11 protein-coding genes are annotated in these 12,136 nt (G+C 73.2%); 5 read left to right on the top strand and 6 right to left on the bottom strand.

Annotated features, from left to right (window positions below; all coding sequences use genetic code 11):
- Nucleotides 1-236: 236 nt before the first annotated feature.
- Complete coding sequence (locus ABZ621_RS35030; RefSeq protein WP_360610835.1) at nt 237-914, bottom strand: ScbR family autoregulator-binding transcription factor; 678 nt, start codon at nt 912-914, stop codon at nt 237-239.
- A 131-nt stretch (nt 915-1,045) separates the two neighbouring features.
- On the opposite strand from ABZ621_RS35030, the gene ABZ621_RS35025 reads away from it, so the two are divergent.
- From ABZ621_RS35025 to ABZ621_RS35015, 3 genes are read left to right on the top strand one after another with little or no spacing between them, the layout of a single operon-like run.
- Nucleotides 1,046-1,999 (top strand): ScbA/BarX family gamma-butyrolactone biosynthesis protein, encoded by a 954-nt coding sequence (locus tag ABZ621_RS35025; RefSeq protein ID WP_360610833.1) that lies wholly within the window; start codon nt 1,046-1,048, stop codon nt 1,997-1,999.
- A gap of 39 nt (nt 2,000-2,038) precedes the next feature.
- Nucleotides 2,039-3,016, top strand: a complete 978-nt coding sequence (locus ABZ621_RS35020) for an NAD-dependent epimerase/dehydratase family protein (protein ID WP_360610831.1) — start codon at nt 2,039-2,041, stop codon at nt 3,014-3,016.
- 45 nt (nt 3,017-3,061) lie between these two features.
- Nucleotides 3,062-3,667: a TetR family transcriptional regulator gene (locus tag ABZ621_RS35015; protein ID WP_360610829.1), complete on the top strand. Its 606-nt coding sequence runs from the start codon at nt 3,062-3,064 to the stop codon at nt 3,665-3,667.
- A 37-nt stretch (nt 3,668-3,704) separates the two neighbouring features.
- Here ABZ621_RS35015 and ABZ621_RS35010 read toward each other — a convergent pair whose 3' ends face one another.
- The 4 genes from ABZ621_RS35010 to ABZ621_RS34995 all read right to left on the bottom strand — a co-directional run bounded on the left by ABZ621_RS35010 (nt 3,705) and on the right by ABZ621_RS34995 (nt 9,645).
- Nucleotides 3,705-4,922, bottom strand: a complete 1,218-nt coding sequence (locus ABZ621_RS35010) for a sensor histidine kinase (protein WP_360610827.1) — start codon at nt 4,920-4,922, stop codon at nt 3,705-3,707.
- 87 nt (nt 4,923-5,009) lie between these two features.
- Nucleotides 5,010-6,965, bottom strand: coding sequence for an amino acid transporter (locus ABZ621_RS35005; protein WP_360610825.1), 1,956 nt, complete (start codon nt 6,963-6,965; stop codon nt 5,010-5,012).
- Nucleotides 6,966-7,169: 204 nt separating this feature from the next.
- Nucleotides 7,170-8,261, bottom strand: a complete 1,092-nt coding sequence (locus ABZ621_RS35000; protein WP_360610823.1) for a magnesium and cobalt transport protein CorA — start codon at nt 8,259-8,261, stop codon at nt 7,170-7,172.
- 52 nt (nt 8,262-8,313) lie between these two features.
- Nucleotides 8,314-9,645: a D-arabinono-1,4-lactone oxidase gene (locus tag ABZ621_RS34995; protein ID WP_360610821.1), complete on the bottom strand. Its 1,332-nt coding sequence runs from the start codon at nt 9,643-9,645 to the stop codon at nt 8,314-8,316.
- 242 nt (nt 9,646-9,887) lie between these two features.
- Here ABZ621_RS34995 and ABZ621_RS34990 point away from each other — a divergent pair, with 242 nt between their 5' ends.
- Together ABZ621_RS34990 and ABZ621_RS34985 are read left to right on the top strand one after the other, a co-directional pair.
- The gene (locus tag ABZ621_RS34990; RefSeq protein ID WP_360610819.1) at nt 9,888-11,132 is read left to right on the top strand and encodes an alanine racemase; all 1,245 of its coding nucleotides are present in this window, start codon (nt 9,888-9,890) and stop codon (nt 11,130-11,132) included.
- Nucleotides 11,133-11,215: 83 nt separating this feature from the next.
- A complete protein-coding gene (locus tag ABZ621_RS34985) occupies nt 11,216-11,821 on the top strand; it encodes a TetR/AcrR family transcriptional regulator (RefSeq protein ID WP_360610817.1) in 606 nt (201 codons plus the stop codon).
- Nucleotides 11,822-11,830: 9 nt separating this feature from the next.
- On the opposite strand, the gene ABZ621_RS34980 is transcribed toward ABZ621_RS34985, so the two are convergent.
- Complete coding sequence (locus ABZ621_RS34980; RefSeq protein WP_360610815.1) at nt 11,831-12,076, bottom strand: twin-arginine translocase TatA/TatE family subunit; 246 nt, start codon at nt 12,074-12,076, stop codon at nt 11,831-11,833.
- Between the last annotated feature and the right edge of the window lie 60 nt (nt 12,077-12,136).

Raw genomic sequence — 12,136 nt, 5'->3', positions numbered from 1 at the left:
ACGGAGCGATCTTCGCCTCCGCCAGCGCACGCACCGACTCCCGGAGCATCTCGTGCTCCTCGGACGTCCGGTACAGGTCGAAGTCCTTGCCCATGGTTTCGAGCTCCCTGGAATGCTTGTGGCACTGAGTACCCTCAGCAAAACACACTCAGTGCCATGATGCCAGAGCGCCCCGACGGCGGGGTGCCGTCGGGGCGCATATCAGACTGGTCGGTATGTTTTTGTGGGCGCTCCGGTTACGCGTGGACGTCGGCCGGGACGTCGTCCCGGCGGTGCCGCCCCGCCTCGTACTCGGCGGCGAGGGCCCGCCCCCGCTCCGCGCTCATGTCCAGCTCCAGCAGGATCGACGGCGTACATATCGACGGGATCAGATGCTTCATCAGCACCGTCGTCCGATGCGGAAGATCATTGCGATCGCACAGCACCGCGGACATCGTCTGGATTCCGGTGAACGCGCCGGAGAACAGTTCGGCCGTGTCCGTCACATTGACGTGGCGGAGCAGCTCGCCGCGCGCCCGCGCCACGGTGAGGATGTCCGAGACCTGGTCGACCCAGGCCTGGAACGGGATGGCGCGGTTGACACTCACGGCTCCACTGTCCAGGGCGAGCGCCACACTCGCCTGCACCAGCGGATCGTGCTGGAGGCGGTGGGCGAGCAGGAAGCCCTGGTCTATGAGCTCCTGGAGCTTGACCTCCTGCGGAGTGAGCGGCTCGTCGAGCAGCTGGGCGTCGAGGACGCCCATCGCGACCTCTTCCTTGGACGCAAAGTGAAAATACAGCGCACCCTTGGTCACTCCCGCGCGCGCGAGGATCTCCCCGACGGTGGCCCGCTCGTATCCGCGCTCCGCGAAGACGGTGGCGGCTGCTTCGAGGATCGTCCGTCGTGTTCGGATGGCACGCGCTTGTTGCGCCACAGGGCCCTCCCGCTGTCTCACTGTGTGCTTTCGCCGTGTGACGTGAAGCATTGAAAAAGAAACCGGAACGTACGTACCCTACGCCGGGCCGGGCATGACGCCCGGGGGGAAGGGTCACAGGGGGAACAGTCATGGACCGGCACAATCCACACGGGGAGACGACGGGGACGAGCGTCCCCGGAGAGTTCGTCCACCGGCACGATCCCCTGGACATCATCCCCACCGGCTGGACGCAGCTCGCGGAGAATCGCTTCTCCGTCTCCGCCGCCTGGTCCACCGGGCATCCCTTCTTCTCCCCGGTCGATGGCGACCGGCACGATCCGATTCTGGTCGCCGAGACCATACGCCAGGCGACGATGCTCATCGCCCACGCCGAGTACGACGTCCCCGTCGAGTCGCAGTTCGTCCTCTGGGACCTCTCCTACGACGCCGAGCCCGACGCCCTCCTGGTGGACGGCGGCGGCACCGACCTCACCGTCGACGTGATCCTCTCCGACGTGCGCGGCCGGGGCCGGGGGCTGCGGGCGCTGCGCACCACCACGGTCCTCACCCGGGACGGAAGCCTCGTGGCGACCGGGCGGGGCGTGGCGAGCTGCACCTCCGCCGCCGCGTACCGCCGGATCCGCGGCCCCCAGCTGGCCCTCCTCGGCCGGCCGGTGCCGCTCATATCCGGCATCGACCCCCAGACGGTCGGCCGGGAGCGGCCCGAGGACGTGGTCCTCGGAGCGGGCCCCCTGCCCGGCCAGTGGCAGCTGCGCGTCGACACCGGCCACCCCACGCTCTTCCGCCGCCCCAACGACCACGTCCCCGGCATGCTGCTCCTGGAGGCGGCCCGCCAGGCGGCGCACGCCACCGCCGGGTCCGAGAAGTTCTTCCCCTCGGTGATGAACGTCTCCTTCCACCGCTACGCCGAGCTCGACACCCCGTGCTGGATCACGGCCGAGGCCGTCCCCGCCCTCGACCCCGAGTCGTACGCCGTGCGGGTCTCCGGGCGCCAGGACGGCCAGTCCGTCTTCACCTGCACCTTCTCCTCGCCGACCGGCGCCGTCGCGCTCGCCGACGTCGACCGCCGCCTCGCCGGCTGACCGCCCGGCCGCGTCCGCCCCTCTCACCGGAAGATCGTCATGGGAACCCGCCTCCTCGTCACCGGCGCCACCGGCTTCATCGGCGGCCGGGTCGCCGCCGCGGCCGCCGCGCACCCCGATCTCGACCGGGTGCGCCTGCTCGTCAGGAACCCGGACGCGGCCCCCGCCGCGCACCCGCAGGCCCCGGCCGGCGGCGCCGTCGTCGAGACCGTCCAGGGCGACGTCCGGGACGCCGGCAGCCTGCGCCGGGCCTGTGAAGGGGTCGACGCCGTCATCCACTGCGCCTCCGCGATCGGCGGCGAGGAGGAGCTCCTGCGGGCCGTCAACGACCACGGCACCCGCGACCTCGTCGACGCCGCCCGCCGGGCCGGAGCAGGCCGGATCGTCTCCCTCAGCACGGCGTCCGTGCACGGCCGGGGCCCCTTCCGGGCCGCCGCCCCCGACACCCTCCCGCTCGCCCCCGTGTCGGCGACCAGCCGGACCCGCGCCGCGGGCGAGCGGTACGTCCTGGACGCCGGCGGCACCGTCCTGCGCCCGCACCTCGTCTACGGGACCGGGGACCGGCAGGTCGTCCCCGGAATCCTGACGCTGCTCGCCGCGCTGCCCGGGCCGCTCGCCGGCAGCGGCTCGCTCCACTCGCTCATCGAGGTGGAGAGCCTGGCGGGCGCCCTGCTCGGCGCCGCGCTCTCCCCGGCCACCGGGCCCGGCGCGTACTACCTCGCCCACCCGGACCCGGTCTCCGACGACGAGCTGCTCGCCGCCGTCGACCCCCTGCTCCCGGAGTCGGTGCGGGCCGCCCGGGGTCCCGCCGTGGACTTCGCCGAGGCCCGGACGCTGCTGGCCGGGAACCCGCTCGCCGCGCACCACCTGGAGATGTTCGGCCTGGACCACTGGTTCGCCGACGAGCGCCCCTGGACCGACTTCGGCCGCGGCCCGGGCCCCGGTTTCACCGCCGTCTTCCCCCGCCACCTGAGCTGGTACCGGCGACTTCTCGCCGAGCGCGCGGAAGCGTCATAGTCCGTCACCTCGGCGGCCCCGCCGCGCGTCTATGGTGGGGGCACGATGACCAGTTTCCGTGAGAGTGTTCGGTCCCTGCTCCGGGAGCAGGTGCTCGATGCCGCCTATGGGCTCGTGGCGGCCGACGGGTGGGGCGTGCTGCGGATGACCGCCATCGCGCGGGCCGCGGGGATCAGCCGGCAGACGCTCTACAACGAGTTCGGGTCCAAGGAGGCCATCGGCGGTGCGCTCGTCCAGCGCGAGCTGGAGCGGTTCCTGGTGGGGATCCAGCGGGAGCTGGACGCGCACCGGGGACAGCTGGAGCGGGCCGCGCGGGCCGGGGTGCGGTACACCCTCCAGCAGGCCGTCGACAATCCGCTGATCAAGAGCGTGCTGCTGGCCGCCCGGGGCGGGGCCGACGCCGATCTGCTCGCGTACCTGACCACGCGCACCGAGCCCGTCTTCGGCACCGCGATGACCCTGCTCGACGCGTACGCGATCGAGGCCTGGCCCGATGTGGACGAGGAGTCGCGGGGGCTCGCGGTCGAGACCATCGTGCGGCTCACCGTCAGCCACATCGTCCAGCCCGTCGCACCGCCCGAGGAGTCCGCGCGGCGGATCGCCCGCGTCACCGCGCGGGTCGCCTACCCGGGCGGCGCTCCCGCCGCCTGACCGGGAGCGGATCGGCCCGGCAGCGCTCAGGACGCGGTCAGGACGCGGTCAGGGGGACCGCGGCCGACAGGACCGTGCCCTCGCCCGGCGCCGACTCGACCGTCAGGGTGCCGCCCAGCTGGTGGGCCCGGGTGCGGATCGCCGGCAGGCCGTGCCCCCGGACGCCGCCGCCCGCGCCGACCGCCGCCGGGTCGAAGCCCCGGCCGTCGTCGGCGATGTCCAGGACGACCTGGTCGTCGAGGTACGTGAGGGTGAGCGCGGCGGTACGGGCGTTCGCGTGCTCCCGTACGTTGGCGAGCGCGCCCTGCGCGATCCGGAGGAGCGCCGACTGGACCCGGTCCGGCAGCGGGCGGGCCGGGACGCCCTCGATGTGGCAGCGGACGGCGAGGCCGCCGGTGGAGTCCCGGCGGGCCAGGGTGCGCAGGGCCTCGTCCAGGCCGCCGCCCCCGGCGAGGTCGGCGGGGGCCAGATCGTGGACGAAGCGGCGGGCCTCGGTGAGGTTGTGTTCGGCGATCGCGGTGGCCGCGCGGACGTGCCGGTGGGCCGTCTCGGGGTCCGAGCGCCAGGTGCGGTCGGCGGCCTGGAGCAGCATCTGCTGGCTGGACAGGCCCTGGGCGAGGGTGTCGTGGATCTCCATGGAGAGCCGCTGCCGCTCGGCGAGGGTGCCCTCGCGGCGCTCGGTGGCGGCCAGCTCCCTGCGGGTGCGGACGAGGTCCGCGATGAGCTCGCGCTGCCGTCGGGTCTGCTGGTCCATGCGGACGAAGACGGCGACGCAGATCGCGGCGATCGCCGGCGGCGCGAGCAGGATGTCGAACTCGAAGCGGCCCGCGAGCCGCAGCTGCGCGGTGACCGAGACGACCGTGAGCACCCCGATGAAGCAGGCGGCGACCGGCGGCCGCAGATCGCGCAGTCCGAGGTAGAAGAGCGGGATCGAGCACCAGGCGAAGCTCGGGGCCAGGAAGACCAGCGCGATCCACGTGGCCGCGCAGGCGCCGAGCCACACGTGCCGCCGGGCCCGGTCGTCGGCGAGCGCGGGCTCGGCCACGTACAGCACCGCGAGCAGGGCGGCGAGGGTGACCACCCAGGGGGCGATCCCCTCGCCGGTGTGCCGCATCAGGAAGCGGGTCAGCGAGGAGCCGAGCAGCAGGAAGAAGCCCACGTGCAGCAGGACCCGGAACCAGCGGGCCCCGTCGTCCGCCGGCCGCGCGTCCCCTTCGGGGCCCGCCGCCGTCCCCGTCCCGTCCCACCGCGCCATGCCGTGCCGCACCTCTCCGCCGCCCGTCGATCGGATGAACGGAGCAAACCTCTCATATCCGCCGCCCGGGGCGCGTGTCCGGGCCGGTCAGCCGACGTGGACGCGGGGCCGGCGGTCGCGGTCGGGCTCCGCCTCGCGCAGCACCTCGCGGGTGGTCGGCGCGACCTCGCCCCGGCCGAGGAGGAAGAAGCGGAAGAAGTTGGCGAAGGGGTTGCCCTCGGTCCACTCGAAGTAGATGTGGGGGCGGGTGCCGGTGAGGTCCCGGGAGTGCAGGAGGAGCGCGGCCAGCGCGTTGGGGACGGAGGAGGACTCGACGGTGAGGACGCGGTAGCGGTCGTGGAGGACCTCGCCGCGGACGGTGAGCCCGGCCTCGAACTCGGAGGGGTCGGTGACGGTGACCTCGACGAAGACGAAGTCCTCCGTCGTCGGCAGGTCGTTGTCCGCCCGGATCTGGTCGATCTTGTCGCGGTACTCGGCGACGTCCCGCGCGTCCGGCTCGTTGGCGATGAAGCGGGGGGTGCGGTGGGAGATGTCGCGGATGAAGCGTTCCGCCATGGCGTCGAGCTCGACGTGGGTGACGCGGAGCTCGAAGGCGCGGCCGAGGCGGGAGAGGAGGGAGATGAGGATGATGCCGGCGATGAAGCAGGCGCCGATCTTCACGCCGTCCGGGCGCTCGATGACGTTGACGACCGTGGTGTAGAGGAAGACGACGGAGATGATCCCGAAGCCGATCGTCCAGCCCTTCTGCCCCGCCTTGCGGGCGGCGATGGTCACGGCGATGGCGGCCGAGCAGATGAGGACGAGGACGCCGGTGGCGTACGCGCCGCCCTGGGCGTCGACGTCGGCGTCGAAGATCCACGTCACCAGGAACGCGACCAGGGTGAAGACGATGACCATCGGGCGGACGGCCCGCGCCCAGTGCGGTGCCATGCCGTACTTGGGGAGGTAGCGGGGCATCAGGTTGAGCAGGCCCGCCATGGCGGAGGCGCCGGCGAACCAGAGGATGAGGATGGTGGAGACGTCGTAGACGGTGCCGAAGGTGTTGCCGAGGTACTCGTGGGCCAGGTAGGCCAGGGCGCGGCCGTTGGCCTTGCCGCCGGACTCGAACTCCTCGTGCGGGATCAGCACGGTGGTGATGAAGCTGGTGCAGATCAGGAAGACGCTCATGATCAGCGCCGCGGTGGTGAGGAGCTTCTTCGTGTCGCGGATCCGCCCGGCGGGCTTCGCCTCGGTGTCGCCCTCGTCGCCCTTGACGTGCGGCATGACGGCGACGCCGGTCTCGAAGCCGGACAGGCCCAGGGCGAGCTTGGGGAAGACGATCAGCGCGACGCCGATCATGACGAAGACGTTGCCGTGTTCCTGGGTGAGGGCGGCGGTCCAGTCGGTGACCACGTGGCCCTCGGTGATCACCTGCCACAGGCCGGTCACGACGACGACGGCGTTGAGGGCGAGATAGACGCCGACGAGGGCGACGGCGACGCCGATCGCCTCCAGGAAGCCCTTGAGGAAGACCGCGCCGAGCAGCGCGATCAGCACCATCGTGATGATCACCTGCTTGTCGTGCAGGGCCGATTCCAGGTGGGGGTTCTCCACCAGGTGGGTGGAGGCGTCGGCCGCCGACAGCGTGATGGTGATGAGGAAGTCGGTCGCCGCGAAGCCCAGCAGCGTCAGGACGAAGAGCTTGCCCTTCCAGAACGACAGGAGCCGCGACAGCATCGCGATCGAGCCCTCGCCGTGCGGGGACTCCTCGGCCACCCGCCGGTAGACCGGCAGCGCGCCCGCCAGCGTCACGATCACCAGCACGATCGTCGCGACGGGGGAGAGCAGGCCGGCCGCGAGGGCGGCGATGCCGGGCTGGTAGCCGAGGGTGGAGAAGTAGTCGACACCGGTCAGGCACATCACCCGGTACCAGGGCTGCCCCCGGTGCCCGGCGTCCGGAGCGGTCTCCTTCGGACGGGAGGGTTTGCCCTTGCCCATGTCGGACAGGCCCTCCAGCATCCACGCGCGCAGCCGGCTCGTGCGCGTGTCGTTCGCGGTGGACATGGGGGCTCCCGGACTGACTGGTGAGGGTGGGGTGGGGCCCGCCGACCGGCGGGCCGGGTCAGCCTAAGCAGCGGGACCGGCCCGGATCCGCGCCAGCGCGTCAGGGAACCGTCAAGATCCGACGGTCGGGCGTCGGCCATCTCACACCCGCACGCCGCGCCTCCGGAGCGCGACCCCGCGTCACGCTCCGCCGGGGCCTCGCCCCTACAGCCAGCCGTTGCGCCGGAAGCCGCGGTGGATGACGTAGCACGCCGTCGCGATCACCCCGAGGACCAGCGGGTAGCCGTACGTCCAGCGCAGCTCCGGCATGTGGTCGAAGTTCATGCCGTAGACCCCGCAGACCATCGTCGGCACGGCCACGATCGCCGCCCACGCGGTGATCTTCCGCATGTCCTCGTTCTGCGCCACCGTCACCTGCGCCAGGTGCGCCTGCAGCACCGAGTCGAGCAGGGTGTCGTACGAGGCGATCTGCTCGGTCACGCGGGAGAGGTGGTCGGTGACGTCCCGGAAGTACGCCCGGATCTCCGGGTCCACCAGCGGCATCGGCCGGGTCGCGAGCGCCGTCAGCGGGCGGGCGAGCGGGGCGACGGCCCGGCGCAGTTCGAGCAGCTCCCGCTTGAGCTGGTAGATCCGGCCCGCGTCGCCGCGGTCGGCCTGCGCGGAGAAGACCGCGTTCTCGATCGCGTCGAGGTCGGTCTGCACCGCGTCCGCGACGGCGAGGTAGTCGTCGACGACGTGGTCGACGACGGCGTGCAGCACCGCCGACGGGCCCTTGGTCAGCTGCTCGGGCAGCTCCTCCAGGGCCTCGCGCAGGGGACCGAGGGAACCGTGCCCGCCGTGCCGGACGGTGATGACGAAGTCGGGCCCGACGAAGGCCATCAGCTCGCCGGTCTCCACCACCTCGCTGGTCGCCGTCAGCTCCTCGTGCTCGACGTACCGGACCGTCTTCAGGACGGCGAAGAGCACGCCGTCGTACTCCTCGATCTTGGGGCGCTGATGGGCGTGGACGGCGTCCTCGACGGCCAGCGGGTGCAGGCCGAACAGCTCGGCGAGGACCGTCAGCTCCTTCTCCGCCGGCTCGTGCAGGCCGATCCACACGAAACCGTCGCCGGTGCGCCGCACATGCCGCAGCGCCTGCTCGGCGCCGCCGCCCCGGACGGGGCGCCGCACCCCGTCGGCGTACACCACGCAGTTGACGACCGCGCTGCCGAGCGGCGAGCGCGCCGGGTGGCTCAGGTCCACGGTGCGGCGGTAGGTCCGGCGGACGGCGGTGCGCAGGCGCTGGATCACGGACACGGTGGTACTCCTTCGGCAGACCGGGCCAGTGTGCCACCGCCCGGCGCCGAGGTCAGCCCGCCGCCGGAGGTGCGCCGAGGACGCGGTCGAGGTACGGATTGGAGAGGACGCCGGAGGGGTCGAGGGAGTTCCGCAGGGCCACGAAGTCGTCGAAGCGCTCGTAGCGGGGACGCAGCTCCTCCGCGCCCAGGTCGTGCATCTTGCCCCAGTGCGGGCGGCCGCCGTAGGAGCCCAGGATCTTCTGGCAGGCGTCGAAGTACCGGCGGTACGGCATCCGGTGGTACTGGTGGAAGGCGATGTAGCAGCTCTCCCGGCCCTGCGCGGTGGAGAGCCAGATGTCGTCGGCGGCGGTGAAGCGGACCTCCAGCGGGAACGACACCGGCTCGCCGTGGGCGTCGATCCACGTCCGCAGCTCGCGCAGCGCCTCGGCCGCGTGGGCGCGGGGGATCGCGAACTCGCCCTCGTGGAAGCGGACGTCGCGCACCGAGGCGAAGATCCGGTACGCGTGGTCCGTCCAGGTCCGGGAGGACATCGCGCGCGCGGCGAAGCGGGTGATCGGCGGCACCAGGCGGGGCAGCCGGGTGCCGAGCCGGTTCAGCGCCTCGAAGGCGGGGCCGCTCACGGCCTCGTCGAGGCGCCGGGAGAAGTCGCCGATGGGGGAGAGGGGCGTGTCGCCGGGCAGCCGGCGGAAGCGGCGGGTGAGCGTGGTCTCGCTGTGCGGGAACCAGAAGAACTCGAAGTGGTCGTTGTCCGCGACGAGTTCGTCGAGCCGGCCGAGGGTCTCCGCCACCGGCATCGAGGCGTCCCGGGCGTGCAGGGCGTACAGCGGGACGGTCTGGAGGGTGACCTGGGTGATGACGCCGAGCGCCCCGAGGCCGACCCGGGCCGCCGCGAAGAGCTCCGGCCGCTCCGTCTCCGAACAGACCGTCACCGACCCGTCGGCGAGGACGAGTTCGAGCGCCCGGACCTGGGTGGCGATGCCGCCGAAGCGGACGCCCGAGCCGTGGGTGCCGGTGGAGATCGCGCCCGAGACCGTCTGCCGGTCGATGTCGCCCATGTTCTCCAGGGCGAGGCCGTGCGAGGCGAGCAGCGGGTTCAGCTTCCACAGCGGCATGCCGGCGCCGACGGTGACGAGTCCGGTCTCCGCGTCCACGGAGACGGCCGCGTCGAGCCGGTCGAGGCGCAGCTGCACCCCGGGGGCGACGGCGACGCCGCTGAAGGAGTGGCCCGAGCCGATCGCCTTGACCCGCAGCCCGTCCCGTACCGCGTCCTTCACGGCCGCCGCGACGTCCTCGGTGCTCGCCGGGCGCAGCACCCGGCGGGGGCGGGCCTCCTCGTTCCCGGCCCAGTTGCGCCAGACGGCGCCGTTCTCGCTGCTGCTCATGCCGGGCGGTCCCTTCGGCCGGAGTGGCGGGTTACCGCCGGTTCTCATTGTCCGGAAGGGTGGACTTGGACAAGCGTCCAAGTCAAGGGTCGCGGAGTCTTGACTTGGACGGACGACCAAGAGACCGTGACGGCGTCGCCACCGGTTCCGGAGAAGCCCCGCACGGTCCCCGAGCGGGTTCACGGACGGGTTCACGAACGGGTCCGCAGGTCCCCGAACAGGTCCACGAAAGGCCGCCCACCATGGCAAGCGCCCGCCCCGACGCCGCAGCCGCCGCCGTGCCCCTCCCGCGCCCCGCCGGCTTCGCCGACCTGGAGAAGGCGACCGCCGGCCTCCAGCCGCCCTTCGCCGTCGTCGACCTGGGCGCCCTGCGCGCCAACGCCGCCCAGATGGCCCGCCGCGCCGGCGGCAAACCGATCCGCCTCGCCAGCAAGTCGCTCCGCTGCCGCGCCCTCATCGACGAGGTCCTCACCCACCCCGGCTTCTCCGGCGTCCTCGCCTTCACCCTCCCCGAGGCCCTCTGGCTCGCCGCCCGCGACCCCGCCGCCGACGTCCTCGTCGGCTACCCCACCGCCGACACCGACGCGCTGCGCCGCCTCGCCGCCGACGAGGACGCCGCCGCCCGCGTCACCGTCATGGTCGACTCGCCCGAACAGCTCGACCTCCTCACCACGGCGATCGGCCCCTCCGGGCCGCCCGTGCGGGTCTGCCTCGACCTCGACGCCTCCCTCCGCCTGCTCGGCGGCCGCGTCCACCTCGGCATGCGCCGCTCCCCGCTGCACGCCCCCGCGCAGGCGGCGGCGCTGGCCCGCGCCGTCGTCGCCAGGACGCGACTGCGGCTCGTCGGCGTCATGGCGTACGAGGGCCAGATCGCGGGCGTCGGCGACGCCCAGCCGACCCAGGCCCGGCCGATGCGCGCCGCCGTCCGCGTCGTCCAGCAGCTCTCCGCCCGCGAACTGCGCGCCCGCCGCGCCGCCGCCGTCCGCGCCGTGCGGGAGGTGGCGCCGCTGGAGTTCGTGAACGGCGGCGGCACCGGCAGCCTGGAGTCCACCTCCGCCGAGCCCGCCGTCACCGAACTCGGCGCCGGCTCCGGGCTCTACGCCCCCGCGCTCTTCGACCACTACCGGGGCTTCAGCCCGCTGCCCGCCGCCTTCTTCGCGCTCGCCGTGGTCCGCCGCCCCGCCCCCGGCCACGTCACCGTCCTCGGCGGCGGGTGGGCGGCCTCCGGCGCGCCCGGCCCCGACCGGCTCCCCGTCCCCGTCCACCCGGCCGGGCTGCGGATGCTCGGCGCCGAGGGCGCGGGCGAGGTGCAGACCCCGCTGACCGGACCGGCGGCCGACACCCTCCGGGTCGGCGACCGCGTCTGGTTCCGGCACGCCAAGGCGGGCGAGCTGTGCGAGCGCGTCGACACCCTCCACCTCGTGGAGCACGACCGGATCGTCGACGCCGTCCCCACCTATCGCGGCGAGGGCATGGCCTTCCTGTAGGGCCTCGGCCCGGGGCCCCGACGCGCCCCCTGCGGTACGTTGACCCGGCCCGACGTCCCCACCCTCCCCGAGGAGCCCGCGCCATGCCCCGACTCTCCGCCGCCGAGCGCCGCGAGCAGCTGGCGGAGGCGGCGATCCGGGTCATGATCCGCGACGGCGTCGGCAAGGCCACCACCCGGGCCGTCGTCACCGAGGCCGGGGTGCCGCTCGGCGCCTTCCACTACTGCTTCCGCTCCAAGGAGGAGCTGTTCCAGACCGTCATCGAGCGGATCATGGAGCGGAACCTCCCGCCGGCCGACCTCGCCCACCCCGAGGGCGCGACGCCCTTCGAGAAGGTCCGCGCCGTCCTCCACGCCTACTGGGAGCAGGTCCTGGCCCGCCCGGACGAGCACCTGGTCACGTACGAGGTCACCCAGTACGCGCTGCGCCGCCCCGGCCTCGCCGACCTGGCCCGCCGTCAGTACCGGCACTACCTGGACGTGAACCGCGCCCACCTGGAGTCGATGGCCCGGGCGGCCGGTCTCGCCTGGACCGTCGACCTGGCGGTCCTCGCCCGGCACGGCCTCGGCGTCCTCGACGGCCTCACCCTCACCTGGCTGATCGACCGCGACGACGAGCAGGCGCTGGCCGCGCTCGACGAGTACGCCCGCTACCTGGCGTCGGTCTCCGAGCCGCTCCCCGCCGCGTGACGCGTGGGGTCAGTGCTTCTCGCCTGCGGCGGGAGCGCCGGCGGCCGGGGCACCGGCGGCCGGGGCCGGGTTCGCCTTGACCGTGTACGTCACCGTCGGCTCCCGGCGGGTGCCGTCGGCCTTCATCTCCCGTGCCTCGGCCTTGAGGATCCGGGCCGCCTTGCCGGCGTTGCGGGCCAGCTCCGGCAGCTTCCGCGCGCCGACCACCAGGGCGACGACGACCAGCAGGATCGCGATCTCGCTCAGACCGAACATGGGGTGACACTCCTGGCGGGGACGGGACGGGGGTCCTGACCCGCGTCAATCTACAGGGGC

Origin of the sequence: Streptomyces sp. NPDC007863, assembly GCF_040633895.1 — a bacterium.
In the GTDB taxonomy this organism is placed as follows: Bacteria; Actinomycetota; Actinomycetes; order Streptomycetales; family Streptomycetaceae; genus Streptomyces.
Note: the sequence above shows the minus strand (reverse complement) of the source record. Positions and strands in the feature narration are given on the sequence as shown.